Below are 26844 nucleotides of genomic sequence, written 5' to 3' on the forward strand. Positions count from 1 at the left end.
CAGCGCGCAACTGCGCCGCTAGTTTGATCGCGACGGATGTCGCGCAGACACTGCAACCAACCCCACGCATCTGCGCAACGCAGGCTCGACCTAGTTGAGCGCCATACCCAACGGCGTCTGAGGTGCCTGCATATAGCGGATCCCATAGTGCAGCGTGCGTCCCCACAGCAGGCCCAGAAGCGCGATCGAGAACAGCGTGCCAACGGTGCCCGGCGAGCCCCCAGAAAAAAACAGCAGCTTGCCACCAAGACTGACCAGCACGACGATCAATGGAATGATTCCTCCGGGCCGTTCAACCAGCCCGCGTTCGTGATCGGCACGCACGGCGCCCGCGCTGCCTACGATCCAGCCCGCCCACAAACCGACGACAATCGCGACCGCCAGCAGCACGAAGGAAACCGCGTGCCCTTCGACGCGCTGCTCGATATTGCCCAGGCTCCAGACGGAAAACAGCGCGGGCAAAATCAGTAGCCGGGTCACGGACATGATTCTCGGGCGCAGCGAACGAACGGCACGCCAGACGACCAGCGCGAGCACGATCCAGAGCCAGAATGGTGTTGCTGAGTGTGAGTAGCTCATTTCGACATCAACAGTTCATGAACGGTTTGATGGGACCAGCATCGATCGACAGACCGATGGCGGCGACGATTCCGGTTTCAGATTGCATCCGAAGCAGAAGGTTTCCTGCATGTTCAACAAAGCGCCGTCCTTCGACATTCCGTTGAACGAACCCTATGTCACGCCATGTTATGGAAAAGGCATAACACGCTGCGGCGATCCATTTGACATCGGCGATCATTAAACCTGGCTTGCGTTGCGATGTCTGTCCCTGAAACAACTGACACCGCCGGTCAATCGCCTACCTCGTCGATCGATCACACATCGTGATTGCTGCCATAAAATCATTTCAATTGTTTGATCGATGCGCGACTTCTACGCTTGCTCCGACTATCTACGACAAATCGGAGACAACCATGCCGCGAATCCCGGTGTTCGTGTGGCGTCGCGTCGATCGCGATGCCGTGACGCAGTTATGCCGTCGTGCAACGTACGGTATTCGCAGGCGTTTAGCTGGGTCGATGTCTTTCACGATCGTACTGTTTGTCGCTGCACTTGCGGGCTGCTCCAGTGACGGGATCGAGACCAGCACTGCTACACCGGACTGTTCGAACCTGTTGCATGCGCAGATCGCCAGCACCACGATCACGACGGCTACGTTGATACCCGCGGGCACGGATCTCAAGTCCATCACCGGCGCGTCCGGTTCGTTAGCCGCGCCAACCTGTCGTGTGGTCGCGACGGTCAGCACGCAACCCGGAGAGCAGGTGGGGATAGAAGTATGGTTGCCGCAAAGCGGCTGGAACGGCCGCCTGTTTGGGGTGGGTTCGGGGGGCTTCGGCGGTGTGATCCCGTACAGCGGAATCGTGTCCGCCTCAGCGCGCGGTTTCGTCGCTGCGGGAACCGACACCGGACACATCGCTTCCACGACGTTCGCGTGGATGAACAATCCGGTTCAGTTGAGCGATTGGGGCCATACGTCGATCCATCTGATGACGGTTGCAGCCAAAGCGATTACGCAGACGTACTACGGGCAGGGTGCGCAGCATGCGTACTACGAGGGCTGTTCAACGGGAGGCGCCGAGGGCATGGAGGAAGCCGAATATTTTCCCGCCGACTATGACGGCATTCATGCGGGATCGCCGGGTATGGCCTATAGCCATCTGATGGAGAGTTTCATGTGGGGTGGCGTGCTTCCAGCGAAAGAGCCGGCGTCCCTGCTCACGTCGAGTGCGCTGTCGGTGATGAGTAGTGCAGTGCTGGCTAGCTGTGGCGGTTCGTCCGCGACCAAGGATGGCTACCTCGCCAATCCATTGGCCTGCCATTTCGATGTCACGCAGTTGCAGTGCAAGAGCGGGCAGGATGCTTCGTCGTGTCTGAGCGCCGCACAGGTGAGCCAGGCGCAGCATGTGTACTCGCCGGTGCTGGACGCGCGCAGCGGCAAACAGATCTACCCCGGCTTCGCATTGGGAAGCGAACCGGAATGGACCTTGATTCAGGGGATAAATGCGGTGACCTATGCGAAACCGCTGCTGGGCACCGTGCTCTTCAATAACCCGAACTGGGACTGGACATCATTCGATTTCGCCAGCGACGCGGATCTCGTCGACCAGAAGCTCACGCCGTACATCAACGCGACGAACACCGATCTCACGGCATTCCAGCAGCGCGGCGGCAAGCTCGTCATGACGCAGGGTTGGGTGGATTCGTTCAACGCGCAGACACTGCCGATCGAATACTTCGAGGACGTCGTGCAACAACAGGGCGACCTTGACACGACACAGCGCTTCTTCCGGCTGGTGATGGTGCCCGGCATGGATCACTGCGGAGGAGGACCGGGGGCGAATACGATCGGCGGCGCCGTTGCGCCCGTGAGCTACGACACGAGTCGTGACGTCGTGAGCGCGCTGCAGGGGTGGGTGGAGCAGGGGAGCGCGCCGCAGTCGTTCGTCGCGACGCACTATGTCAGCAACTACGTGCCTGCGTCGGGTGTCGCGTTTGAGCGACCCGTTTGCGTGTACCCGGCTTATCCGCAGTACAGCGGCACGGGCGACGCAAAACTGGCGAGCAGCTATCAATGCGTAGTGGGGCCACGTCTATCGGCGAGTAGCCCCTGAGTGCGCAGTGCGCCGGCCGGTTGTATGGCCCCGGCGGCGCTTACAGGAACGAGAGGTCACGAAGACTTCGCATCGCCTGCATCACGTGAAGCACATAGGCGCCATTTAGCCCTTGGCTCGGCCACGGTCTCGACGACGCGACGCCACCAGCGTTCGCCCTGATGCGGCGCGCGCAGATCCAGACGCTCACCGATGCGCGGCGTCGACAGCGCGACACCGCGCACGAGGGCCAGTGCCGTCACGCGTTCGAACGGCTCCTGCCAGCGATGCATCGCGAGATCGAACGTGCCGTTGTGAATCGGCACGAGCCAACGGCCGCGCAAATCGATGTGCGCCTGCACGGTCTCTTCGGGCTGCATGTGAACGTACGGCCATTGCGCGTCATATGCGCCTGTCTCGACCAGCGTGATATCGAATGGTCCCAGACGTTCGCCAATCGCCTTGAAACCATCGAAGTAGCCGGTGTCACCGCTAAAAAACACGCGCAGATCATCGTCGACGATCACCCACGACGCCCACAACGTACTGTTGCCATCGAACAGACTGCGGCCGGAAAAATGCTGCGCAGGCGTAGCGGTAAATTGCAGACCGTCGACCTCGGTGCCTTGCCACCAGTCGAACTGCTGCACCTTCGACGCATCGATGCCCCATTCGATCAACCGGTCTCCGACACCGAGCGTGGTGAGAAACACGCCCGTGCTTTGCGCAAGCTCAAGTACGGTTTCACGATCCAGGTGGTCGTAGTGGTCGTGCGACAGGATCACACCGCGCAGCGGCGGCAGATCGGCGAGGGCGATCGGTGGCGCATGGAATCGCTTCGGGCCCATGTTCTGGAACGGCGACGCGCGCTCGGCGAACACCGGATCGGTCAGCCAGAACTGGCCGCGCAGCTTGAGCAGAATCGTCGAATGACCGAGCCGGTAGAGGCTGCGATCGGGCGCCGCATCGAGTTGAGCGCGCGTCAACGTCTCGACCGGCAACGTGCCCGTCGGCACCGTGCCACGCGGTTTGTTGAGCAACAGGTTCCACGCAATACCAAGCGTCTTGCGAAACCCTTCGACCGGGCGCGGCTTGACGTTGTGAAAACGTTCGCCATCATGCTGCGGCGAGGAACTGAACAGCGTACGGCCGCGTTGCGCGGTAGTAACGCCGAGCGCGCGACGGACAAAACCCTGAAACGACGCCATGAGATAGCTCATCCGGAAGGAAATTACACTTCACAGTGTAGTTTATTTTCCAGAAAAGTACACTCATTAGTGTAAAATTAGACCATGAATTCGAGTGTGAACCATCAACGGCTGACTGACCGCAAGCGTAGCGCCATCATCGGCGCGGCCATCGAGGAATTCCTCGCAACCGGCTACGACGCGACCAGCATGGACCGTATTGCTGCCCGGGCGGACGTCTCGAAGCGCACGGTCTACAACCATTTCCCGAGCAAAGAACTGCTTTTCGCGGCGATTCTTCATCAGTTGTGGGATGCCAGCCAGAAGGGCGATGCGCCCGCTTACCGTGCCGACGAACCGTTGCGCGCGCAATTACTCGATCTATTGAACCGTAAATTACGGCTTCTGACCGACGAGTCTTTTCTGTCGCTGGCACGTGTGGCGATCGCGGCCGGCATCCATTCGCCGGACCGGGCACGTGACATGGTTGCGCGCCTCGGTGAACGCGAAGAAGACCTGACCGTGTGGATCCGGGCGGCTGCCGCAGATGGCCGCCTCAAGACCGACGATCCGCTCTTTGCGGCGCTGCAGTTACAGGCGCTGGTGAAGGCGTTTGCATTCTGGCCACAGGTGACGATGGGCCAGGGGCCGCTGGGCGAAGCTGAGCAAAAGCAGGTTGCCGAAGCGGCCGCGGATATGTTTCTGGCGCGCTACGCGTAGTTCATCAGCGCTGACTTGGACTGCGGAGCCGTTAGAGCATACGGGTTATGCGGTCAATCTGGTGGCCGATTGTGTGACATGCAATGGGGTGGTATTCACGTGCGTAGTCCGTATAAGGGAAAGGGGTTACTGCGCGAGCTGGCGGCTTATATCAGCAAATACGTACCGAAGGATTTTAAGGAACACACGGCAAACGAGAAACGCTATTGGAGTAATAAAGGCGTTGCCGTTCCTGAGGCTGTTTTGATCGAACATCGGCTGGATGGCTATCTGATAATAGCGGCAACTAAGGTCGCTGTTGCCGAGCCGCGGCGGGCAGGTGCCACGATGGACCACTGCCAGACGTTTCTCGATGACAAACTGGGTGCGTTCTGGCTCGCGACGCGAGAAACTGGTTAGAGCGCGTTAGGCCTGTCCATTCAGAACCCCGGCGGATGGCTTCTGCCGGAGTCAACGAATCTTAAATAGGCTTACCGGCAAGGCTTGCGCGAGCTTTGCTGGCATTTTCGCTTTGTTCTCGAGCCATCTGTTGTATCCGGCTGGCAAACTCCATTAAATCAGCCTTCAGGTCGTGCTGCCGTTGGTGTAGTGGATTTGTGAGAGGGGTGGCCGTTCCGGCCGGACCGCTCTGTTGATTGGGTCGCATGTCGGCGGATTGCGCGGCAGTCTCTATCGAATTCCTGTCGAAGCTTGCGAGATGCTCATCGAGAATTGAGGATGGTTCTGGCCGGGGTGAAAAGACGGAGTACCGCGGCTGTTGATGTGGTGGATCTGCGAATGCGGTGGGCGTTCCAGCCGGACTGCTCGGCTGGCTGGATTGCGTGTGAGAGGATTGAGCGTCGGTCTCTATCTGACTCTTCGCGAAACTTGCGAGGTGCTCACCGAGAATTGAGGATGGTTCTGGCCGGGGTGAAAAGACGGAGTACCGCGGCTGTTGGTGTGGTGGCTCTGCGAGTGCGGTGGGCGTTCCAGCCGGACTGCTCGGCTGGCTGGATTGCGTGTGAGGCGATTGCGCGCCGGTCTCTATCTGACTCTTCGCGAAGCTTGCGAGGTGTTCATCGAGAATTGAGGGTCTTTCTGGCGGGGGTGAAAAGATGCTCGACACGGGGCGTGAGTAGGTGTGGTGACCTTTGTTTTGCGCTGTGTCCGATGCTGCGAAGCTTGGGGGCATACCGGCCGGTGGCGTTGGCCGTGCCTGCGTCGATGAGCTTGCGCCGCGCGCCTGCGTGCCATTGTCTTCCTGTCGGGAATCACAATTCGGTGACCACGCAGAGGAGGTGCCTGCATTTGGTTGTGTGCGCATGAAATTCTCATTGAAGGTGAGGGGGAGAGCGACGTTGGAAGTGGTTGCTCCACTATGTGTTTGTCGGTAAGCACCGCTGTTTCGAACTCCACATGCATGGCATCGTGCCAACTGATGCACAGGTGCGTGCGTGTTGACGCGAAAACGCGTCAAACAAACCGAAACGATGCATCACAGGAAAACCCGACAAGCTCGGGGCTTGGGGTACAAAAAAACACCTGCTGGTTGCGGGCGTTTCGAAGCGGGAGATTCTGGATTTTCTAGCGTGTTGCCGGACCAGGCAGTGCAGGCGGAAGGGTTGCCTTGGCTGCGTTTAGTCTTGTACTTTCTCGACTCATCCGTGGGCAATATATGGTCATTATTGGCGTGTTGGCGTGCTTTATCGTGTTGATCGTGCTGGGTTCTGCTGGTGCTGCGAAGGGTCGGCGGAAGTCTGGCTCGGTTAGCTATGTGAGGCGATCTTTGATGACATCGCGGGAGCGGGAGTTCTTTGTTTTGTTGCGTGCCGCCCTACCGGTTGGGGTTGAGATTTACGCGCAAGTCTCGATGGGCGCACTTGTGGACGTGGCGCGTGGTGCGAGATGGGAGCGGAATCGATTTGATCGTAAGGTAATGGATTTTGTTGTGTGTGCCGTTGGTGGCGCGGTGTTGTATGTGATCGAGCTGGACGACCGTAGTCATGCTGGAGAATCAGCGCAGCGTCGTGATGCAGTGAAGAATGATATTTGTGCCGCTGCTGGTTTGCCGTTGGTACGTTATAGGAGTGTGCGGACGGAGGCGTCAACCTTGCGAGCAGATTTTGAGCGATTTGCGGGTGTTGCGGCGAGTGTGTCGGTGGGAGCAGTGTGGCCGGTGCTTCGGTGTGATGTTTAGTCGGATTTCCCATTGAGAAAAAGGAACGCCTGTTGATCGCAGGCGTCTCGGAGTGGGAGCTTCTGGATTTTTCTAGCTTGTTGCCACTTGAAGCAGTGCTGCGGAAAAGGTTGCCTTGGCTGCTCGCCGCAAACGGCGTAGCTTGGACAACAAACTTGACATAAGATAAATTAGCGATACAAAATGTATGACGCACAGCCCGGGAGCCGGACATGAACGGACGTGGATTCATCACGATAAGCATGCACGAGCTCGAGCGTGTGAAGGTCATCGAGGCAGTCGTTGAGCACGGTCTGGCGATCGTGCTGGCAGCCGAACGCCTGCAGCTATGTGAGCGTGAGGTCAGCCGGCTGGTGAAGCGCTATGAAGCCGCTGGTTCCACCCGGCTGCTATCGGCGCGACGTGGGCAGCCCACCACATGATCTAGATGCCGTTGCATAACCGCCGATGAAAAAGCCCCGCAGCATTGCGGGACTGTCTCATCTACGACCACATTCGGAATCACTTGCACTCGAGGCGCATCACCGGATTGTTCGATGAGTCAACCTTTAACGGTCCGCTGGAACACCGCAAAATCCCATCCGGCAGCTTCTTGGAGACGAGCACCAACCATTTCCCATAGCTGCACGACGCCCAGTACGATCGCCGACTATGATCGCCGGATAAATCCCAGGTCACTGCACCCTTCTTCCCGTCTTCGGGCTGCAAATCCCCCCTGTCAGCCAGCGGCCCGTCCGTTACGATCAAGCCATCAACCCAAAGCCCATCAGCACGCTGCGATACAGACCAGTCGTCCGGAACACCTTTGACATCAGCTACAGCCGAAACCTTCGCTGGACAGACTAATTCGACTATTTTGTATGCCTCAGCATTATTACTCGGGTCAACGTAGGTTCCGTTGGCGTGCTTCCCCTTCGGACATATTCTCCGCGACGAAATGGTCGGCTTGGTGATATCGCTAGCCCACTGATCCATTACCACTATGCATGCCCCCTCTTTTCTAAGAAAGAAAGCAGCATGGTTCCCGTGCGGGTGATTCGGGTAATGACCATTCACCATCGTTGCAATTGCAGTCACCGGCAAGATCAAGCCGCCATCCTGCACACGTGCCCCGACTTCCCAATTTGCTGTAGCAGGTGCCGCCGTGCGCTGACGCTCAGTTTGCGCAAGCGGCATATGAGGCCACAAAAATGCACAGAAGTATCGCCACATTTACTCGATAATCGCCCCTCCCTCGCCATACGCCATGCCACGTGCCCTGAGACACGGAGATCATCATGAAGTGGGGTGTACTGTTCATGCTGTTCGCACTGTCGGGCTGCTCGCTGATACAGGAAAATCCGATGCCCGTGTCATTTTCCGGCGACGGGCCCCCTTTTCTATTGCTGACCGAACCGTTCGGCTGGTAACACCGTTCTATCGACTGCCGTGCATTTCGCTCCCTGCCGCGTCAGATTTTCGGAAGCGATAGAGTAGTTAAAGCCGACTGAGTGCTACCCAGATCCAGGCGAAGCCAGTTTTCTTCGAGTTTTCGGCCACATTGGTTCCGATGAACTTAACAAAACCAAAGGGAATATATATCTCCACGTCATACTTCGTTCCAGCGAGCCACTGTGCCAGGCTGCTTAATGTCGATTTATGCTCGATGTCCTAAATTCAGGTGGAACCAATTGAAGCTCTGGATTCAACCCTGCTCGAACTGCGCCGATCTCCACGGTCGGCCCGCGACGACCGACGCACACGAACACCTGGCAAAAGTCAGCACCGACATGAACAACGATGTCGTACTAGAGGAGCACTACGTCTGCAAGCGTTGTGATTCTGCATTCGCCCGCATTATGTCGGGCGAACTTCGAATGCAGATATGGATGCTTCTGAACGCAGGGCAGCACTGACGTTCGGGATTCCTCACCCAGGCGATCTACCCTGCTCTACCGCGCGTCGACAGCAACCGCCCGATAGACCGCAACGTCATTGGACTGAATCTGCTCGGTAACGATATAGCTCGATCCCGAGCCGATATTGATGTCCCACTGTTTATCGGCTTGCGACGCGTGCGCATTGAATGCGCTGTCTGGAACGGATTCCATTCGGTTGTAGCGATACAGCCTGTACGCTACGTTGGGCTTAAGCCCAGAAACTTCCACCGTCAAGGTCAACGGCATCGGTGCCGGGCGCAGACTGGAACCCGGTTTGATGTCGGGTTTCTCGTAGTTATGGTTAACGGTCAAGCGGACAGGCACCGTTTCATTGTCCTGATCGATCACACCCGTGATCGCGATGCCGTAATTCGTGCCGCTACTGGATAGTGAATAGACAGAACCCGTCGGCGCATTGGCTTGCGCACGATTCTTCTGAAACTCGTCGAAGGAATAACTGTAAAAGTAAGCCGGCTTACCCGTCACCGGCCAGAGGCCGTTATCGCTGAAAGTGATGACGTCATCGCCAGAATAGGTGGCCGGCAGCGTCAGCGGATGCCTCGATGTGATACCCACTACCGGCACGATATGGTCGTATTCCGGATCACCGGCGTTGGGATCGCGAGATCCGTCGAACAGATAATGGTTGGTATAGAGGGTGATCAACACGGGGTAACTGGCCAGCACATTCTGTTTCACCCATGCGAGAAAGTCGTTCGTGTCGGTCTCGGTGGCGGTGTTCCACTCCACCGCCTTGAGATGCATCTGTCTAGCGGCATAAACATCGTTTACGCCGGGCAACAACTGGCTGCTCTGCTTGTATTGGGGCGTATTCTTGCTGGCGATGGCGCGTGCATCGTACTGGGAGACATATTGCCCGTAATAGAGCCCAGCCGAAATCATCGCGACTTCACCGCAGTAACCGAAATTCCCGCGCCACTGCAGGCGTGGCGGTATCGCGAGTTTCTTGCTGTATGCCTCTGACGCCTTCGACACTTTTGCTACCGAAGCGGTATTGCCCGGCGAATCGCCGCCGCAGGCCGACAGCGGCAGACAGATCACTAACGCCCAAAGTGCTTTCCGTGACGGAAGCACGTGCTGCACCGGCTTTCCAAAGGATAGGTTGGAATATTTTTTTGCTGTGGTTCGCATAAGGGTTTCACTGTTAGCAACCCGCTTGCCCGGGTCAGGACTCCCCGCTTGAGAATCGCTGCTTGATAGGTTCGAATTCGCAGTTGTTCGAAATATAGGGGGAGCGAGATCTAGTGATTGTTGAATTTTGTAGTGGCTCTGCCGTGTTTCGTGCCGCTACGCCCATGCATCAAATTTTTTCAACAACGTGTCGAATTCCAGGGCGGCTGTTCGTCGTGATAGTGAAAGCCGACCATCAAACCCCGGGTCGGACTAGCGAAGGGAGAAGACCATGAGAAAGTTAATCCTGATGATGTCCATGTCGCTCGACAGCTTTGTGAGCGGCCCCGACGGCGACATCAAATGGGTATTTACCGGTGACCAGGAGGCCGTGGCCTGGAAGGTGGAAAACTTGTGGAACGCGAGCCTGTTGATCATGGGCCGCAGCTCCTTTCAGGAGATGGCCACCTTTTGGTCCACCTCCACCACGGTGTTTGCACCGCCGATGAACCAGATCCCCAAGGCGGTCTTTTCAAAACAGCGATTGAAAGCGGCCGCCACGACCACGAAACCCGGAGATGCCCAGGCCCCGACCGCGCAACTTCAACCCGGCGCGGAAAGCTGGGCGCAGCCCTACGTGGCCAGCGGCGATCTCGCCGACGAAATCACCATGCTGAAGGCTAAGGGCGGCAAACCGATCATCGCTTTGGGAGGCGCTACCTTCGCGCGTAGTCTCATCGCCGGGAACCTGGTCGATGAATACGCCCTGCTGGTTCATCCGATTGCATTGGGCAAAGGCGTACCGATCTTCTCCGAGCTGCCCGCGCCGAGACCACTCAAACTGGTCAGCTCGAAAACCTTTCCGCTCGGCTCGGTGGCGCAGATTTATCGACCGGCTTGATGGTGCGCGACTACGCGCATTCGTTCTGACCTAGGCTCCCGATCAGAGCATCAGATCCGACATGCTGCGAAACGACAGCCAGACAAAAACGGCCGATCTCACGATCAGCCGTTCTACTTCGATGCAAGAAAGACCGTTAAGGTCTATCCCCAGCGCCCATTATCTGAGATCAAAACGATCGAGGTTCATCACCTTGTCCCAGGCCGCGACGAAGTCACGTACGAACTTCTCCTGCGCATCCGCACTTCCATAAACCTCGGTCAGCGCCCGCAACTGCGAGTTCGAACCGAAGATCAGATCGACCCGTGTGCCAGTCCACTTCACTGCGCCCGTCGCACGATCGCGACCTTCAAACACATCATTGGCGTCCGATACCGGCTTCCACTCCGTGCTCATGTCGAGCAGGTTCGTGAAGAAGTCATTGGTGAGCGCCTCGGGCCGCTTCGTAAAGACACCGTGTTGCGTCTGTCCGTAGTTCGTGTTCAGGACACGCAGGCCGCCGACCAGTACGGTCAGCTCCGGCGCGGTCAACGTCAGCAGTTGCGCCTTGTCGACCAGCAGTGACTCAACCGATACCGACGATTTGCCCTTCAGGTAATTGCGGAAACCGTCCGCGTACGGCTCGAGCACCGAGAAGGCTTCCACATCGGTTTGCTGCTGCGATGCGTCCATGCGCCCCGGTGCAAACGGAACCGTCACCGCATGACCGGCGTTTTTCGCGGCCTGCTCGACGCCCGCGCTACCGGCCAGCACGATCAGATCGGCCAGCGAGACTTTCTTGCCGCCCGATTGCGCGCTGTTGAACGCCCTCTGGATACCTTCGAGCGTCTCCAGCGTCTTTGCCAGCTGAGCCGGGCGGTTGACTTCCCAGTCCTTTTGCGGCGCGAGGCGAATGCGGCCACCGTTTGCGCCACCGCGCTTGTCCGAACCACGGAACGTCGACGCCGATGCCCACGCGGTCGAAACCAGTTCCGACACCGACAACTCTGACGCCAGGATCTTGCCCTTCAGCGCGCCGATGTCCTGCGCATCGATCAACACGTGATCGAGCGCGGGAATCGGGTCTTGCCAGAGCAGTTCTTCTGCCGGAACTTCCGGGCCGAGATAGCGCGCGAGCGGACCCATGTCGCGATGCGTCAGCTTGAACCATGCGCGGGCAAATGCATCGGCGAACTGGTCCGGATGCTCGTGGAAACGCCGGGAGATTTTTTCGTAGGCGGGATCGAAGCGCAACGAGAGATCGGTGGTCAGCATTGAGGGCGTGCGGCGTTTCGCCGGATCGAACGGGTCCGGCAAGGTATCGACCCCTGCCCCGCCCTTCGGCGTCCATTGATGCGCACCCGCCGGGCTCTTCGTCAGTTCCCATTCGTAGCCGAACAGGTTGTTGAAGAACTCGTTGCCCCACTTCGTCGGCGTGCTGGTCCAGATTACTTCCAGGCCGCTCGAGATCGCATCCTTGCCCGCGCCTGTGCCGAAGCTGCTTTGCCAGCCGAGACCTTGCTGCTCGATGGGCGCGCCTTCCGGCTCAGGTCCAACATGCGACGTAGGACCGGCGCCGTGCGTTTTACCAAATGTGTGACCGCCGGCGATCAGCGCGACCGTCTCTTCATCGTTCATCGCCATGCGCGCGAACGTCTCGCGAATATCGACGGCTGCTGCGAGCGGATCGGGGTTACCGTTCGGGCCTTCCGGGTTGACGTAGATCAGCCCCATCTGCACGGCGCCGAGCGGGTTCTCCAGATCGCGCACGCCCGTGTAGCGCTTGTCGCCGCCCAGCCACGTGGTTTCGGCGCCCCAGTAGACGGCTTCGTCCGGTTCCCATACATCTTCGCGGCCGCCGGCAAAACCAAACGTCTTGAAGCCCATCGATTCCAGCGCGACGTTACCCGTCAGAACGATCAGGTCGGCCCACGAGATTTTCTGGCCATATTTCTGCTTGACCGGCCAGATCAACCTGCGCGCCTTGTCGAGGCTGACGTTGTCAGGCCAGCTATTGAGCGGCGCAAAGCGCTGCTGACCGGAGCCCGCACCGCCGCGACCGTCGCCGGTGCGATAGGTGCCGGCGCTGTGCCACGCCATGCGGATAAAAAACGGTCCGTAGTGGCCGAAGTCGGCCGGCCACCAGGTCTGCGAGTCGGTCATCACCGCGAGCAGGTCCTTCTTTACTGCTGCGAGGTCGAGGCTCTTGAACTGCTCGGCGTAGTTGAAACCCTTGTCCAATGGGTCGGACAGCGATGAATTCGTGCGCAGAAGCTTCAGGGGTAGCTCATTGGGCCACCACTCGCGGTTCGTCGTGCCGCCGCCAGCGGTGAATTTGAAAGGGCATTTTGATTCAGTCGACATACGTCTCCTCCATGGATCATGCGGGGCTAGTCGGCCGCATGCAGCGGCCGCTCGATGCGGCAACTATTACATCCTAATGGCCCTCATCTTAGGGTGGAAATAGGTTTATTTCATGGCGACGCTACAGAAAAGCTAAGGACGCCGCCGCGTAGACGGTCATCTCAGTACCTCGAATCGCAACTGTGTGTTCTAGCCGCGGCAACAAATCTCCCGCGCAATTTTCGGTTGGCCAATTATAATGCCTAGTCAACTATTGATTAGTCACGTCAACAATGATCGAAATCGTTCCTCCTTCATCCGCGATCGGCGACTACGAACTGGGTGAAAACGTCGGTTACCTGGTCGGGCGCGTGACCTCGGCGCTCACGCACCTCGTTACGCAGCGCACGCTCGCCGAGCTCGACATTACGGCCACCCAGGGCCGCACGCTGTACATGGTCGCCAGCGGCCGATGCGTGCTCGCCGTCGAACTGGCGCGTGAGTTCGGCACCGACGCCAGCGCGGTCACACGCCTGATCGACCGCCTCGCGCAGCGTCAGCTGCTGACCCGGGAACGCAGCACCTCGGACCGGCGCGTCGTCCGGCTCGCGGTGACCCCGGAAGGTCAGGCCATTGCGGCCCGGATGCCGGCCATTTTCAACGACGTGCTTGACCGGTTGCTGACCGGCTTCACGCCCGAGGAAGTCGGATTTCTAAAGAACATGCTGCGCCGCCTGCTCGCCAATCACGCTCATTCCATCGAGATAAATCATGTTACGGCAACCAATTTTGATAGAAAATCGTAAGACATTAATTGCCATGTCCATTATTAAGCGGAACTTTCATACGTGTGGTTGGGTGATGCAGCGCCTTTCGCTGTCCGCGGCCGGGCTGTCCAGGCGGATGGTTCTCGCTGCCGCGACGACGGCATTCGCCCTTGCGGGATGCGCGAATTACAGCGGTATCAAGAGCGACAAGCAGATCGTGTCGCCTGCGCAGGTCGAGTCGACGCAAAGCCTGCCCGCCGAGGGCGGTCAATGGCCGTCGCTCGACTGGGCGACCCAGTTCGGCGATCCGCAACTGCCGAAGCTGATCGCTGAAGCGCTGGACGGCAGCCCGTCGATCGCGCAGGCCCAGGCGCGTCTCGCGAAGGCTTCGTCGTATATCGAAAGCACGCGCTCGGCGCTGTCGCCGAAGGTCGACGCCAGCTCTTCGTGGAACCGCGAGCTCTTCTCGACCAACGGGCTCTACCCACCTCCGTATGGCGGCACCTGGTATAGCGAGAACAACGCGCTCGCGAGTGCGTCGTGGGACCTCGACCTGTGGGGCAAAAATCGTCAGCGTCTTGGTCAGGCGGTGTCGCAGGCAAAGGCTGCCGAGGCCGACGTGCAGCAGGCTCGCGTGACGCTGGCCGCATCGGTGGCCAGTACCTATAACCAGTTGGCGCAGCTGTATGCGCTGCGCGATATCGCCCAGCGCGAAATCCGCAATCGCGAAGAGATCAGCCGGATCACCAACGGTCGCGTCACCGCCGGTCTCGACACCGACGTCGAGAAGCAGACCGCGGTCGGCAACATCGCGACAACGCGCTCGAACCTGAGCGATCTCGACGGCCAGATCACGACCACGCGCTATCAGCTTGGTGCGCTGCTCGGCAAGGGCCCCGATCGCGGCTTGCAGATTGCCGAACCGGTGCTGAGCGCCGGTGTGACGGGTGCCACGGTCGCGCTGCCGGACAACCTGCCGGCCGACCTCGTAGCGCGCCGCCCCGACATCGTCGCGGCACGCTGGCAGGTCGAAGCAGCCATGCACGACGTGAAGGAAGCAAAGGCCGAGTTCTTCCCGGACGTCAATCTGTCGGCCGGTTTCGGTTTCGATGCATTCGGTTGGGGTCGCTTCCTGACGTCCGCGAGCCGGCAGGCACAGTTCGGTCCTGCCGTGCATCTGCCGATCTTCGATGCCGGCGAATTGCGCTCGCAACTGAAGGGTCGCTATGCCGACTTCGATCTCGATGTTGCGAACTACAACCAGACCTTGATCAACGCGCTGACCGATGCGGCAACCCAGGTGTCGTCGATCCGTTCGATCGACAAGCAGATGGGCGACGCACAGCGCGCACTCGATGCCACGACCAGGGCGTACCAGCTCGCCACGATCCGCTACAAGGCTGGCCTGACCGAACAGTTGCAGGTACTGAGCGCCGATCAAAACCGCCTCGCCGCCGAACAGACAGTGACCACGCTCAAGATGAACCGACGCGATATGCAGATCGGCCTCATCAAGGCGCTCGGCGGTGGCTTCGATGCGACGCAGACAGCGCTCGTGGTACCGGGCGATGCTCCGGTCGCGGCGGCAGCGGCGGCGGCGGCGGCGAACACGCAGCAGAGCGCAGCGAACTGAACCCGAATTTCCATCCCGATGAACGACACCGATTCAAAGAGTCCGGAGCTCACCATGAACACCCCGCAGCAAGTTGCCGCTGAAACTCAACCGGCCAACAACAACGGCAAGCGCCAACGCATGACGGCGTTACTCGTCATCGTGATCCTGATCGCCGCGACTGCGTACGGTCTGTACTACTTCCTCGTCGCCCGTTTCCATGAAGACACCGACGATGCCTACGTGAACGGCAACGTCGTGCAGATCACGCCGCAGGTGAGCGGCACCGTGATCGCCGTGAACGCGGACAACACGCAGACCGTCAAGGCCGGCGATCCGATCGTCGCACTCGATCCCGCCGACGCGCGCGTCGCGCTTCAGCAATCGGAAGCGAATCTCGGACAGACGGTGCGTCAGGTACGCGGCCTCTTCGCCAACGACGATCAATACCTCGCCCAGGTCGCCGTCCGCCAGTCGGATCTGTCGCGTGCGCAGGACGATCTGCGCCGCCGGTTGACGGTTGCCGGCACAGGCGCCGTGTCGCAGGAAGACATCGCGCATGCACGCGATGCCGTGAAGAGCGCAGAAGCCGCGCTCGACGCTGCCCAGCAGCAGCTCGCTGCAAACCGCGCGTTGACGGCGAATACCACCATCGCAGGCCATCCGGACGTGCAGGCGGCCGCTGCGAAAGTCCGCGACGCGTACCTCGCGAACGCACGCAACACACTGCCCGCGCCGGTCACAGGCTATGTCGCACAACGCTCGGTGCAGGTTGGCCAGCGTGTGTCGCCGGGCACGCCGTTGATGGGCATCGTGCCGCTGAACGGCGTGTGGATCGATGCGAACTTCAAGGAAGTGCAGTTGAAGCACATCCGCATCGGCCAGCCGGTCGAACTGACGGCGGATGCATATGGGTCGTCGGTGGTGTTTCACGGCAATGTGGTCGGCTTCTCGGCCGGCACCGGCTCGGCGTTTTCGTTGCTGCCCGCGCAGAACGCGACCGGCAACTGGATCAAGGTCGTGCAGCGCCTGCCGGTGCGTATCGCAATCGATCCTCAGGAACTCGAGCAACACCCGCTGCGCATCGGCCTGTCGATGCAGGTCGACGTGGACATCAAGAACGACTCGGGTAGCGAACTCGCGAGTGCAAAGAACACCGTGTATCAGACCAGCGTGTTCGAGAACTACGGTGACCAGGCCGACGCAGAGATCGCCCGCATCATCGCCGAGAACGCTGGGAATGCCGGGACGAGCGGCGCCGCGCAAAAGGTAGCCGCGCACGCGGCAAAGGCCGGCGCATCGACGAACACACAGGTTGATCCGAAGCGGACGTAAGCAATCTCGACACCCACACCCTACGAGACTTCCCATGGCCCAGGCTCAGGCACCCGCCACACCTCCCCCACTGCAAGGCGGCAAGCTCGTTCTCGCCACGATCGCCGTTGCACTGGCCACATTCATGACCGTGCTCGACTCATCGATTGCCAACGTCGCGATTCCGAACATCTCCGGCGACCTCGGCGTATCCGTCGATGAAGGCACGTGGGTCATCACCATGTTCGCCGCCGCCAACGCCGTGTCGATTCCGCTGACCGGCTGGCTTACGCAGCGCATCGGCCAGATCAAGCTGTTCGTCGGCGCGATCCTCGCGTTCGTGCTCGCGTCGTGGCTGTGCGGCATGGCGCCGACGTTGCCGATCCTGCTCGGCGCACGGGTGCTGCAAGGCGTCGTGGCCGGTCCGCTGATTCCGTTGTCGCAAGCTATTTTGCTCGGCTCGTATCCGAAACAAAAATCGGCGACGGCGCTATCGCTGTGGGCCATGACCGCCACAGTCGGTCCGATCGCGGGGCCGCTGCTCGGTGGCTGGATCACTGACAGCTACAACTGGTCATGGATCTTCTATATCAACATTCCGGTGGGCATCTTTGCGGCGGGCGTGACATGGTCGATCTACCGCTCCCGTGAAACGCAGACGCGCAAGCTGCCGATCGATGTCGTTGGCCTGGGTCTGCTGATCGCGTGGGTCGCGTCGCTGCAGGTGATGCTCGACAAAGGCAAGGACCTCGACTGGTTCAATTCACCGACGATCGTCGTGCTCGGCATCACCGCGGTGATCAGCTTCGCGTTCTTCCTGATGTGGGAGCTGACCGAAGAGAATCCGATCGTCGATCTCCGGCTCTTCGGGCAACGCAATTTTCTCGGCGGAACGATTGCGATCTCGATTGCGTATGCGGTCTTTTTCGGCAATCTCGTGCTGTTGCCGCAGTGGATGCAGGAATACCTCAATTACCGTTCCGTCGATGCGGGGCTCGTCACCGCCCCGCTCGGTATTTTCGCAGTGCTCCTTGCACCGGCAATGGGTCGCATCATGGGGCGCCTTGACGCACGCATCATTGCAACGCTTGCGTTCTCCGGGTTTGCGGCCGTCTTTTTCATGCGCTCGCATTACCTGACCGACATCGATACATGGCATCTCGTGCTGCCTACTCTGCTGCAAGGTATTCCGATGGCGCTCTTCTTCGTACCGCTCACCGCCATCATCCTGTCGGGCCAACCGGCTCACCGCATTCCCGCGGCCGCGGGGTTGTCAAATTTCGCGCGGGTGTTTTGCGGTGCGGTCGGTACCTCGCTCGCGAGTAACGAGTGGAACAACCGGACTGTGCTGCATCACACGCGGCTCACTGAGCAGGCTAACGCCAACAATCCGCTGTTTAACCACTGGATCGATTCGACTCAATCGCTGCTGCATCTGAATGTGCAGTCCGCGCGCGCGCTGTTCGATTCGACGGTGAACAACCAGTCTGCGATGCTGGGCCTCGACGATGTGTTCTATATCTCCGCGGTCATCTTCATCGTGATCATTCCGCTGATCTGGATCACACGGCCGGCAAAAGGCGGTGGCGGTGCCGATGCGGCGGCCGGTGCGCATTGATCACTTCACCGCGAAAGCCGCCGACGGCGCGAGTGCGGTGTTCGGGTCCTGTCCGTTCCAGGACGCAACCCACGCATCGTTCGCCGTCGACCCCATGACGAAATCGAGTTTTCCGCCAGCACGCATTTCATCGTGAGTGATGTACGGACGATGCAACGCGGTGCCATTGAGCGTGACTGACTGCACGAAGCGGTTGTTCGTCGACGGCGGTTCGCCATTCGCTGTGTGCGCCGTAATGGTGAACGAGTGTGATTGGCCAAACGTCAGCGCGCCGCCGTTAGCAGTGGCATTCGCAACAGGAATGCTGATGGTTGCCTCGGCGAACAGGGGCGTGCCGAAGTAGTACACCCCGCCGACGGGATTCAGTGAATAGATACCCATCGCCGAAAGGACGTACCACGCCGACAACTGACCAAAGTCGTCATTGCCAGGAATGCCCGACGCCCGTACCCTGCGCGGATCGCCCTGCGCGACCTTCAGACTGGCCGCGCTCAGGTCCGCAGTGTCACGCGCCGTCAGGGTAAGCGAATACATGTCGTCCATCACGGTACGGACGATAGCTTGCGTTTTCGACGGGCGGCCGACGACATCGTACAGATAGGGAATCTGATTGGCCGGTTCATTGCCTGCCACGAATTCGCCGATACGGCCAGTCAGATCCGGGAATCCCTGGCCATTGAGAAAACTGAGCGGGTTGTTCGGATCGAACGTCTTGTCGAGTTGCGCCTCGGCCTGACTCTTGCCGCCGAGCGTGGAGATGAGTCCCGGGAAATCATGGAATACGTTCCACGTATCGATCCATGAGTTCGCCTCGGAATAGTCGGTCTTTTCCGCGGCAGTAGGATCAAAGTAGTCCGACCAGTTCCCCGAGCTGTCCTTCGGCACCGCGAATATCCAGCCGTTGTATTTGGCCGGGTTGTAGACATGTGCGTAGTTGAGGCTTCGTTTCAGATAGCTCTGGTAAACCGACGCATCCTTGCCCGCGGCCTTACCGACTGCAGCAGTAGCCCAGTCGTCGAACGCATAGTCCTGCGTCGTCGAAACCGACGCGTTGTCACCGGAGAAAACGTACCCGCTGTTCCGATACTGGTCGAATCCGTGCGCGCTGGCGCCTTGCGTCGTGGTCAGAGCCGTCCAGATGTCATCGATATTGGCGGACGTGATGCCTTTCAGATAGGCATCGGCGATCATCGGGATCGCTGGGTGGCCTGCCATCGTGAACGTTTCCGTTTGCGCCAGCGGCCAGACTGGCAATTCGCCCTTCCCGTTCTGCTTGAACTGCGTCAGCAACGACTTCACCCAGCCATCGACGCGCTCCGGCTGAACCAGCGTCATCAACGGCGACTGGGCGCGAAACGTATCCCATAGTGAGAATGAAGACGAATAGTCGAACCCGGGATTGGCGTGTTTGCTGGTGGTTGGCGGATTGGTGTTGCTGTTGTTGGTCGAATTCATTCCAACATAGCTGCCGTCGGCATTGTTATAAAGCGTCGGCCCCAGCATCGCGTGATAGAGCGAGGTATAGAACATGGTTCTCTGATCTGCAGTTCCTCCCTTGATCTGGATGCGATTGAGTGCAGTAGCCCATGTGTGTTGAGCGGCGTCTTTTACCTGGTCGAAAGTCTGCTTACCCACTTCCGCGGCGAGGTTGGCTGCCGCATCGGCCATGCTCGACGGTGAGATACCGACATTGACCGTGACGACTGCACTCGATGCGCCGGCGGCTTTGACAAAGGTCAGATATGCCGTGTTGCCGTCTACGCTGAACACGACATTGGGATCGAAGGGTTGCGAAAAATGCGCCGTAAAGTAAGTAGGTTTGTTGACGGCCCAGTTGTTCGTGATTTGCCAGCCGGCAATCGTCTGGTTGTCGACGATCTGGATCTTGCCGCTTTGCAGTGAGCCTCCAATCGGATTGGCGATACTCACGATCATGCTGCTCTTTTGCGTCGTCGCGCTCGGGAAATAGGTATAGCGATGCACGCCTGCATGCGAGGTCGCCGTCATTTCCGCGAGAATCGTGGCGCCCTGCACGTTCCAGGGCGGGCTCCCCGTCCCCTTCGGAGACACGCGAACGCTGTAGTATCCCGGCGCAGCGCTCTCGTCTGCATGGCTGAACTGCGCGTTGTAGGTGACCGATGTACCGGCGATCTTCGCCAGAGTCGCTTTGTCGACCGGCGCAAGCGTTGGCAGAAAGCTAACCTCACCGCCCGAACCAATCCCCGCGCCTGAAAGATGCGTATGCGCGAATCCGGTGATATAGGGATCGTCGTACTGGTAGCCGGAGGTGCGATCCCAGTCGTACTGCAAGGCGCTGGGTCCGCCAGTCGTATCGGGTCCTAGCTGGACCATGCCAAATGGAACGGTGGCACCGGGATAGATATGCCCGTGCCCGCGAATGCCGCTGCTCCAGTCTGCTGAAATGTCGAGATTCCCGGTGCCGATCATGGGATCGACGCTCTTAACAACCAGCATCGGATCGACGCTCTGAGCGATCGGCCCGGGAGCGACACTCGCCGGGCTTGCGTCGTTCACTGGCGTTGCTGCTCCGTTCAAACTCGAGGTGGTCGGTGCCTGGGCGAGTGGCACACTGTTCGCCGATGCGCGTGAGACGGGATTCACGTCACCGCCGCATGAGGCAACGCTAACGCAGACTCCTAGCAGCGCGCCCGTCACTTTCCATGTGTTGTGCATAATTCTCGCTCCGTGAAACCGTCGCTATCTTTTTTCTCCCGTGCCCGGGCTGTTTACTGTTGAAAAAGATAGTGCGTCTATTGCTTCAATTGACCGGCGACTGACCATTCGCTCAGACGTCCGTAGCATTTATCCAGAGGCGAGAATGTCTGAATAAACGCAGGCCTGCCACGGGAGACTTCCCCAATTTTTAGTGTGTTTAGATAAACATGGGATTGATTGGCACAATCAGACTAGCGACGTCAGGGCGATCCGATCGCTAGCACGTAGGAATCCTGCTGATGAGATCAGCAGCTTCGGTGAAGATGTGGCAGATTTCTAGCGAATCCTGGCCGCGTCCCGCTATCGTTCGATATGCACAATGAGTTGCGAACGATAGCGTGCGCGTTTCACTGCCGTGGATCGAAATCAAACTCGAGCCGGATACCACCCGGCTCATACACCATCGTGTGCCGCTTCGGCCCCTGCCGCAGATTCTCCGGAGCAAACTCGACCACAACCCCAGGCCATGTCGATACGCGCCTGAAAATTTCTTCGAGCGCTTCTTCGCTGCCAACCTTCATCGCCAGATGATGCAGACCGACGTTGGTTTTACGATCGAACTCGACACGCCCCTGCTGGTTCTGTACTTCCCATAGCGTCAGCACGGTGTGCCCGTCCGACACGAAAGCCGCCGGGTACTCGGGTCGTTCTCCAACCTGATTCCAGCCGAGGCAATCGACAAAGAAATCGCGCGTGGCCTTCAGATCGCGAACCGTCAGTCCGATATGGTCGACGCCTAGTGTCAGTGGTGTGTTCGTCATGGTGGGTATCTCACGAGATGTTCGAGGTTGCAGTCGACCTGCTCTCTTCCGCGCAGATCGTCCCTGGTGCCATTAACGTTCCGACAGTTCGGCGATCAATGCGGCCATCAGTTTTCCGGCGGACATGGCTCGGGCCAGCGGCGCACCCTGCCCCGCCCATTGAGCGCCGTAACCGAATTCTCCATCCGCCTTGCCAGCAGCATTCAGCGCTTTACCTGCGTCGTAGACGATTGGGTAAGCGGGAACGTCGTTTGGCGCCACGTTTTCTCCAAACGCGGTGAAGCGGTTGGCAAGGCACCGGGCGGGTCTTCCAGAAATGACCCGCGTCATCACCGTGTGGTGCGCCGCGCTACTGAACAGCGCAGCCCGGTATCCCGCGTCGGCGCTGGATTCGTCCGTACCGACGAACGCCGTACCGAGTTGCGCCGCGCTCGCGCCAAGCCGCAGCGCCGCGGCGATACCGGCACCGTCCATGATGCCGCCGGCGGCGATCACGGGCACATCGAGTTCGCGCGCAAGAATCCGCACGAGCGCCATCGTCCCCAGCTGCTCGTCGGCGCCATCCGGGTCGACCATCCCACGGTGGCCTCCTGCTTCATAACCTTGAGCGACGACAGCATGTACGCCAGCCGCCACCGCGAGACGCGCATCACGAAGATTCGTTGCAGAACCGAGCAGCACGATGCCCGCTTCGCGCAATGCCTGAATCCATTCACGCGACGGCACACCGAAATGAAAACTCACGACTTTGGGCCGTGTATCGAGCAGGACCTTGAACATCTCCTCGTCGACAATGAAGCTCTTGTAGATCTCGCGTATCGCGGTGGGAGGCTCCGCCTTCACCCGTTCGAATTCCGGACGCAACCGCTCGAGCCACGCGGCCTCGCGTATCGCATCGGCCTTCGCCGGTTGATGGCAAAACATATTGACGTGCAACGAGCGGCTGGAACGTTCGCGCACCGCGGCGATCAATTCGCGGGCGTTCGCTGGCGTCGCCGCGCCCAGGCCGAGCGAACCGAGTCCGCCGGCATTCGATACCGCCGCCACCATCGCGGGCGTCGCTATCCCGGCCATCGGCGCCTGGATGATCGGCCATTCAATATCGAGTAGTTCGAGTAGCGATTGCGACGATGAAGATGCCATGACAAAGCTCCTGAATATCTATCGTTTACTTAGTGCTTACCTGGCGCTGCGCGACTGAACCCACTGATTCAACACCGCACACAGCACGAGAAGTGAACCGGTCACAAAGAACACCTGATGCAGGCCGACATGCGCACCGATCTGTCCGCCGATCAACGGCCCGACAACCTGCCCGGTGAACTGGGCCGACTGCAAATACCCGAGTGCCTTGCCCGTACTGCGTTCAGGCACCGTCTGCCGCATCAGCTTCGCGATCGCGGGAAGCAGCCCGGCGATCGTCATGCCCATCAGCCCGCGCAACGCGGCGAGTTGCCACCAGTGTGTCACGAATGCCTGCGGCACCATCACGAGTCCGGTTGCGAGCAGACAGCCGATGATCACCTTCCAGCTACCAACCCGGTCCGCCAGCGCGCCGAGCCGCGCGGCGGTCAACAGGCTGCCGAATGCCGAAGCAGCCATCACGATGCCCGCGGTGCGTGCAACGTGGTCGTTCGCCACGCCGAGTTGCCCGATGAACACCGTGATGATCGGCTCGATCGACATGTTGGCGAGCAGCACCATCATCGCGGTCACCAGCAGCGCGCCGATCCGGCTGCGATCGGCTGCGGGCATCGGTGCGGTTGTCTTGGGCGCCTTGCTCTTCGCATCGGATTCGCGGTCGAAGTCTTCGCGAATCAGAAGGATCGTCGCCGCGGCGGCCACGGCAATCATCGCACCGCCGACAAAAAATGTTCCGCGAATCCCGACCCACGTGGGCAGAAATCCGCCGACCAGCGGCCCAACGAGGTTACCGGTCAACGCACCCGTCGACAGTATGCCAAGCGCCCAGCCGGCGCGCTCGCGTGGCGCCTGCGTGCCGATCATTACGATCGCCGCCGATGCGTATCCGCCGACCAGACCCGCAGCGAGCCGCAGCACGACCAGTTCGACGACGTTGTGCGCGACCCCGATCAGCGACATCACGATCGCCATGCCGATAGCTGCGCGAATCAGCATCGGTTTGCGTCCATAGCGATCGGCGAGATGCCCCCAGACGGGTGCCGTGATCGCGGTGCCAAAGAACGTCGCGCCAAACGCCACACCCGACCACTGGATCACGGCGGACGGCGACGTCACGCCGAGTTGCTGCACATACAACGGCAGGAACGGCAGCAGCATGCTGAGACTAACCAGCGTCGTGAACGAGCCGAATACGCAGACCGCGAGATTGCGGCGCCAGTGCGTGACGTTGCGCTCCGCATAACCGGGTCGACTGGCAGGAGTACCTATGCCGTGTATGGGTGGATCGACTGGAGTGGACATGTCTTTTACCTTGCCGACTGGAAAGCAATGGCTATCGAGTGCGAATTACGTGAAATCGGTCGAGCGGGACAGCGGCTCCCACGCCTTGATCTCGTTGCCGAGCGCGCGTAGTCGCGCCTTGACCCGTTGCAACGCATCGCTACCGAGCAACAGATGCGTGGGCGGATCGTCGGATTCGACGATCTCGAGCAGCACCTTCGCCGCTCGCACCGGATCGCCGTTCTGTTGGCCGCTGTATTGCCGGCGACGTTCGCGCACCGGATCGAACACCGCGTCATAGTCCGCGATGAAACGTCCCGAGCGCACCATCGAACGCCCGGCCCATTCGGTGCGAAACGAACCCGGTGCGATCGCCGTCACCTTGATGCCCAGTCCTTCGACTTCGGCGCTGAGCGCTTCGCTGATGCCTTCCAGCGCAAACTTGCTGCCGCTGTAGAACGAGATGCCAGGCATGCTGATATAGCCCGCCATCGAGGTGATGTTGATGATGTGACCACTGCGCCGCTCGCGCATCGTCGGCAGCACGGCCTTGATCATCGCAACCGCACCAAACACATTGACCTCGAACTGACGGATCAACTCGGTCATCGGCGACTCTTCGAGGATGCCTTCGTGACCGTAGCCCGCATTGTTGACGAGCACATCGATCGGACCGATCTCCGCTTCGATCTGGCGCACCATCGGCTCGATCGCCTCGAAACGCGTGACGTCGATGATCACGGCTTTCGCGCGCTCCCGGTGCAGCGCTTCGAACTCGATCCGGTCGTCCTCGCGGCGCACCGTGCCGACCACCATGTGTCCCGCTGCCAATGCCGCTTCGGCGAAGGCCCGACCGAAACCGGCGCTGGCGCCGGTGATCAGAAAGGTTTTCCTGTTGGACTCGTTCATGGCGTACTCCCGGTTGCTGCGCGATTGCTTGGTTAGATGCGGTGTTTCCCGGGAGGCCACTCCCGGGCCTTGGCCCGCATGCTAGCCAGCCTGTTCCTTGCGAATAGCAGTCGTCGTCCGGCCGCCGAAACCCCAGTTATCCGTATCGACTTCCTCGATCACGATGTGGGTCCACTCAGGCGGTTTGTGCAACACACGTTCGAGCGTATCGGTAACTTCCTTGATGACCTGGGCCTTCTGCTCCGCGGTAACCCCTTCGCGGGTGATACGAATGCTGACGAATGGCATGACTCGACTCCGTTCGGTTGTTTCCGCTGTTTGAGCCGGATGGATTCTGAAACGCGCACGTGACTGCTTGAGATGAATTCTATTGATACCGATGGAACCGATAAACGGGTGTTGGTACACTTCTCTTGATACATGGTGTAAAGAGTGCCCTCAACCCTGACGCAGCCTGACGCGGCCTGGCGCCTTTCCTGAGAGTCATGAAACGATATTTCGACGATCTCCAGCTCGGAAGCATCGAGTTGTTCTGCCTTGCCGCGGAAACGGGCAGCTTCACGTCCGCGGCCCTCGCCGGTGGGGTCACGCCTGCGGCGGTCAGCCGATCGATCGCGCGGCTCGAAAAGCGCCTCGGCGTACGGCTCTTCGTGCGCTCGACCCGCAGCATCCGGCTCACCGAGAGCGGCAAGTCCTACTACGAGGAATGCAGCCAGGCGCTGAACCAGCTTGTCGAAGCAGAGCGCAACGTCACAGGCGAACAGGCACAACCGGGCGGTACGCTGCGCATCACTGCGCCGACCACCTACGGCCATCACCGCCTGCTGCCGATGTTGCCCGCCTTCCGTGCGAAGTACCCATTGATCAAGCTCGAAGTGCACGTGGGCAACCGCAACGTCGATCTGCATGACGAGAACTACGACCTCGCCATTCGTGTGCGCGCACAACCTGATTCGACGATGATCGTGCGCCTGCTCGAAGATGCGCCGCTGGTGATGGTGGCGAGCCCCGCCTACCTGAAGCGTGCGGGTGTGCCGCGTACGCTCGCCGAACTCGAACAGCACGAGTGCATCCAGTTCGATCTGCCCAGCAGCGGGCGGCGGATTTCATGGCTGTTCAACGAGGATGGGCACGAGAAGGAAATGTCGTTGAACGGCAACTATTCGTGCTCGGAAGATGTGCTCGCCGGTGTGACGCTCGCGAAGGCTGGCGCCGGGTTGTTTCAGGCGTACCGGTTCGTCGTCGAGAAGGATCTGGCCGATGGGACGCTGATCGAGGTGCTGCAGCCGTTTGGAGGCCGCTCGCGGCCTTATAGCCTGCTCTACCCTCACGGGCGTTTATTGCCGCTGCGTGTGCGGGCGTTTATTGATTTCCTGATGGAAGAGATTGGGCGTTTGCAGGCGGAGACGGGTGTTTCTCTGGTCAAGGCGAGGCGTGCGAAACCGGCGACGCCGGCGAAGGTGGCAGCTTCGCGCCGCTAGCTGGCTTCTTGCCTGCTGGTTCTACATGGACGGGGTGTCGGTGCCTGACGATTTTGCCCATGCATCCCCGCACGAGTCACGTAACGTGACTCGTTAAACTGACAATCCAGTGAAAAACCGTCGCACCCACTACATAAAGTCCACAGGCAACCACCAGGGCTCGTAAGAATGGCTTTGAGGTATCGTCACTTGAGAAGCCCTGGATAGTCAGT

The 26844-nt window shown here is 59.7% G+C and carries 24 protein-coding genes; 12 read left to right on the forward strand and 12 right to left on the reverse strand.

Annotation, left to right across the window (positions count from 1 at the left end; genetic code table 11):
• Positions 1-90: 90 nt before the first annotated feature.
• On the reverse strand, positions 91-537 hold the full coding sequence (locus tag BWP39_RS00470; protein ID WP_207556509.1) for a hypothetical protein: 447 nt from the start codon (positions 535-537) through the stop codon (positions 91-93).
• Positions 538-586: 49 nt separating this feature from the next.
• Positions 587-799 (reverse strand): hypothetical protein, encoded by a 213-nt coding sequence (locus tag BWP39_RS31370; protein ID WP_133116804.1) that lies wholly within the window; start codon positions 797-799, stop codon positions 587-589.
• A gap of 175 nt (positions 800-974) precedes the next feature.
• On the opposite strand from BWP39_RS31370, the gene BWP39_RS00475 reads away from it, so the two are divergent.
• Complete coding sequence (locus tag BWP39_RS00475) at positions 975-2675, forward strand: tannase/feruloyl esterase family alpha/beta hydrolase (RefSeq protein WP_207556510.1); 1701 nt, start codon at positions 975-977, stop codon at positions 2673-2675.
• 56 nt (positions 2676-2731) lie between these two features.
• Here BWP39_RS00475 and BWP39_RS00480 read toward each other — a convergent pair whose 3' ends face one another.
• Positions 2732-3862 carry an MBL fold metallo-hydrolase gene (locus BWP39_RS00480; protein ID WP_096716706.1) on the reverse strand — a complete coding sequence of 377 codons (1131 nt, stop codon included), beginning with the start codon at positions 3860-3862 and terminating at the stop codon, positions 2732-2734.
• 84 nt (positions 3863-3946) lie between these two features.
• Here BWP39_RS00480 and BWP39_RS00485 point away from each other — a divergent pair, with 84 nt between their 5' ends.
• The 4 genes from BWP39_RS00485 (at position 3947) to BWP39_RS00500 (ending at position 7159) form a co-directional block, all read left to right on the forward strand.
• Positions 3947-4561: a TetR/AcrR family transcriptional regulator gene (locus tag BWP39_RS00485; protein WP_096716434.1), complete on the forward strand. Its 615-nt coding sequence runs from the start codon at positions 3947-3949 to the stop codon at positions 4559-4561.
• Positions 4562-4639: 78 nt separating this feature from the next.
• Entirely contained in the window at positions 4640-4960 is a 321-nt protein-coding gene (locus tag BWP39_RS00490) for a hypothetical protein (RefSeq protein WP_096716435.1), read from the forward strand.
• A gap of 1207 nt (positions 4961-6167) precedes the next feature.
• A complete protein-coding gene (locus BWP39_RS00495) occupies positions 6168-6737 on the forward strand; it encodes a DUF2726 domain-containing protein (protein ID WP_133116805.1) in 570 nt (189 codons plus the stop codon).
• A gap of 212 nt (positions 6738-6949) precedes the next feature.
• Positions 6950-7159, forward strand: a complete 210-nt coding sequence (locus tag BWP39_RS00500) for a helix-turn-helix domain-containing protein (RefSeq protein WP_096716437.1) — start codon at positions 6950-6952, stop codon at positions 7157-7159.
• 79 nt (positions 7160-7238) lie between these two features.
• Here the strand turns inward: BWP39_RS00500 and BWP39_RS31680 are convergent, their stop codons facing one another.
• Entirely contained in the window at positions 7239-7913 is a 675-nt protein-coding gene (locus tag BWP39_RS31680; RefSeq protein ID WP_157915110.1) for a BPSL0067 family protein, read from the reverse strand.
• A gap of 101 nt (positions 7914-8014) precedes the next feature.
• On the opposite strand from BWP39_RS31680, the gene BWP39_RS32465 reads away from it, so the two are divergent.
• Entirely contained in the window at positions 8015-8146 is a 132-nt protein-coding gene (locus tag BWP39_RS32465) for a hypothetical protein (RefSeq protein WP_268877157.1), read from the forward strand.
• A gap of 522 nt (positions 8147-8668) precedes the next feature.
• On the opposite strand, the gene BWP39_RS00515 is transcribed toward BWP39_RS32465, so the two are convergent.
• On the reverse strand, positions 8669-9808 hold the full coding sequence (locus tag BWP39_RS00515) for a hypothetical protein (protein WP_235851345.1): 1140 nt from the start codon (positions 9806-9808) through the stop codon (positions 8669-8671).
• 271 nt (positions 9809-10079) lie between these two features.
• On the opposite strand from BWP39_RS00515, the gene BWP39_RS00520 reads away from it, so the two are divergent.
• Positions 10080-10688, forward strand: a complete 609-nt coding sequence (locus BWP39_RS00520; protein ID WP_096716438.1) for a dihydrofolate reductase family protein — start codon at positions 10080-10082, stop codon at positions 10686-10688.
• Between the two features lie 159 nt (positions 10689-10847).
• Here the strand turns inward: BWP39_RS00520 and katG are convergent, their stop codons facing one another.
• Complete coding sequence (katG, locus tag BWP39_RS00525; RefSeq protein ID WP_096716439.1) at positions 10848-13031, reverse strand: catalase/peroxidase HPI; 2184 nt, start codon at positions 13029-13031, stop codon at positions 10848-10850.
• Positions 13032-13303: 272 nt separating this feature from the next.
• Here katG and BWP39_RS00530 point away from each other — a divergent pair, with 272 nt between their 5' ends.
• The 4 genes from BWP39_RS00530 to BWP39_RS00545 are packed head-to-tail and all read left to right on the forward strand — an operon-like array spanning position 13304 to position 18321.
• Positions 13304-13816, forward strand: a complete 513-nt coding sequence (locus BWP39_RS00530; protein ID WP_096716440.1) for a MarR family winged helix-turn-helix transcriptional regulator — start codon at positions 13304-13306, stop codon at positions 13814-13816.
• Positions 13817-13871: 55 nt separating this feature from the next.
• The gene (locus BWP39_RS00535) at positions 13872-15410 is read left to right on the forward strand and encodes an efflux transporter outer membrane subunit (protein ID WP_096716441.1); all 1539 of its coding nucleotides are present in this window, start codon (positions 13872-13874) and stop codon (positions 15408-15410) included.
• A gap of 54 nt (positions 15411-15464) precedes the next feature.
• Positions 15465-16724, forward strand: coding sequence for an HlyD family secretion protein (locus BWP39_RS00540; protein ID WP_096716709.1), 1260 nt, complete (start codon positions 15465-15467; stop codon positions 16722-16724).
• Positions 16725-16758: 34 nt separating this feature from the next.
• Complete coding sequence (locus tag BWP39_RS00545; RefSeq protein WP_096716442.1) at positions 16759-18321, forward strand: DHA2 family efflux MFS transporter permease subunit; 1563 nt, start codon at positions 16759-16761, stop codon at positions 18319-18321.
• On the opposite strand, the gene BWP39_RS00550 is transcribed toward BWP39_RS00545, so the two are convergent.
• The 6 genes from BWP39_RS00550 to BWP39_RS00575 form a co-directional block, all read right to left on the reverse strand.
• Complete coding sequence (locus tag BWP39_RS00550) at positions 18322-20943, reverse strand: GH92 family glycosyl hydrolase (RefSeq protein ID WP_207556511.1); 2622 nt, start codon at positions 20941-20943, stop codon at positions 18322-18324.
• A 461-nt stretch (positions 20944-21404) separates the two neighbouring features.
• On the reverse strand, positions 21405-21818 hold the full coding sequence (locus tag BWP39_RS00555; RefSeq protein ID WP_096716444.1) for a VOC family protein: 414 nt from the start codon (positions 21816-21818) through the stop codon (positions 21405-21407).
• Between the two features lie 72 nt (positions 21819-21890).
• Positions 21891-22961 (reverse strand): NAD(P)H-dependent flavin oxidoreductase, encoded by a 1071-nt coding sequence (locus BWP39_RS00560; protein ID WP_096716445.1) that lies wholly within the window; start codon positions 22959-22961, stop codon positions 21891-21893.
• Positions 22962-22997: 36 nt separating this feature from the next.
• Positions 22998-24263, reverse strand: coding sequence for an MFS transporter (locus BWP39_RS00565; protein ID WP_096716446.1), 1266 nt, complete (start codon positions 24261-24263; stop codon positions 22998-23000).
• Between the two features lie 45 nt (positions 24264-24308).
• Positions 24309-25151 (reverse strand): oxidoreductase, encoded by an 843-nt coding sequence (locus BWP39_RS00570; RefSeq protein WP_096716447.1) that lies wholly within the window; start codon positions 25149-25151, stop codon positions 24309-24311.
• Between the two features lie 81 nt (positions 25152-25232).
• Positions 25233-25484 (reverse strand): tautomerase family protein, encoded by a 252-nt coding sequence (locus BWP39_RS00575; protein WP_268877160.1) that lies wholly within the window; start codon positions 25482-25484, stop codon positions 25233-25235.
• Between the two features lie 152 nt (positions 25485-25636).
• On the opposite strand from BWP39_RS00575, the gene BWP39_RS00580 reads away from it, so the two are divergent.
• A complete protein-coding gene (locus BWP39_RS00580) occupies positions 25637-26632 on the forward strand; it encodes a LysR family transcriptional regulator (RefSeq protein ID WP_096716448.1) in 996 nt (331 codons plus the stop codon).
• Positions 26633-26844 lie beyond the last annotated feature (212 nt).

This window comes from Paraburkholderia acidicola (assembly GCF_002362315.1).
GTDB classification, from domain to species: Bacteria; Pseudomonadota; Gammaproteobacteria; order Burkholderiales; family Burkholderiaceae; genus Paraburkholderia; species Paraburkholderia acidicola.

Bases quoted from the DNA above. Each gene is read 5' to 3' on its own strand.
- BWP39_RS31370 (WP_133116804.1), bottom strand. From the start codon at position 799: ATGATCGCCGATGTCAAATGGATCGCCGCAGCGTGTTATGCCTTTTCC.
- BWP39_RS00475 (WP_207556510.1), top strand. From the start codon at position 975: ATGCCGCGAATCCCGGTGTTCGTGTGGCGTCGCGTCGATCGCGATGCC.
- BWP39_RS00480 (WP_096716706.1), bottom strand. From the start codon at position 3,862: ATGGCGTCGTTTCAGGGTTTTGTCCGTCGCGCGCTCGGCGTTACTACC.
- BWP39_RS00485 (WP_096716434.1), top strand. From the start codon at position 3,947: ATGAATTCGAGTGTGAACCATCAACGGCTGACTGACCGCAAGCGTAGC.
- BWP39_RS00490 (WP_096716435.1), top strand. From the start codon at position 4,640: ATGCAATGGGGTGGTATTCACGTGCGTAGTCCGTATAAGGGAAAGGGG.
- BWP39_RS00500 (WP_096716437.1), top strand. From the start codon at position 6,950: ATGAACGGACGTGGATTCATCACGATAAGCATGCACGAGCTCGAGCGT.
- BWP39_RS31680 (WP_157915110.1), bottom strand. From the start codon at position 7,913: ATGCCGCTTGCGCAAACTGAGCGTCAGCGCACGGCGGCACCTGCTACA.
- BWP39_RS32465 (WP_268877157.1), top strand. From the start codon at position 8,015: ATGAAGTGGGGTGTACTGTTCATGCTGTTCGCACTGTCGGGCTGCTCG.
- BWP39_RS00515 (WP_235851345.1), bottom strand. From the start codon at position 9,808: ATGCGAACCACAGCAAAAAAATATTCCAACCTATCCTTTGGAAAGCCG.
- BWP39_RS00520 (WP_096716438.1), top strand. From the start codon at position 10,080: ATGAGAAAGTTAATCCTGATGATGTCCATGTCGCTCGACAGCTTTGTG.
- katG (WP_096716439.1), bottom strand. From the start codon at position 13,031: ATGTCGACTGAATCAAAATGCCCTTTCAAATTCACCGCTGGCGGCGGC.
- BWP39_RS00530 (WP_096716440.1), top strand. From the start codon at position 13,304: ATGATCGAAATCGTTCCTCCTTCATCCGCGATCGGCGACTACGAACTG.
- BWP39_RS00535 (WP_096716441.1), top strand. From the start codon at position 13,872: ATGCAGCGCCTTTCGCTGTCCGCGGCCGGGCTGTCCAGGCGGATGGTT.
- BWP39_RS00540 (WP_096716709.1), top strand. From the start codon at position 15,465: ATGAACACCCCGCAGCAAGTTGCCGCTGAAACTCAACCGGCCAACAAC.
- BWP39_RS00545 (WP_096716442.1), top strand. From the start codon at position 16,759: ATGGCCCAGGCTCAGGCACCCGCCACACCTCCCCCACTGCAAGGCGGC.
- BWP39_RS00555 (WP_096716444.1), bottom strand. From the start codon at position 21,818: ATGACGAACACACCACTGACACTAGGCGTCGACCATATCGGACTGACG.
- BWP39_RS00560 (WP_096716445.1), bottom strand. From the start codon at position 22,961: ATGGCATCTTCATCGTCGCAATCGCTACTCGAACTACTCGATATTGAA.
- BWP39_RS00565 (WP_096716446.1), bottom strand. From the start codon at position 24,263: ATGTCCACTCCAGTCGATCCACCCATACACGGCATAGGTACTCCTGCC.
- BWP39_RS00570 (WP_096716447.1), bottom strand. From the start codon at position 25,151: ATGAACGAGTCCAACAGGAAAACCTTTCTGATCACCGGCGCCAGCGCC.
- BWP39_RS00580 (WP_096716448.1), top strand. From the start codon at position 25,637: ATGAAACGATATTTCGACGATCTCCAGCTCGGAAGCATCGAGTTGTTC.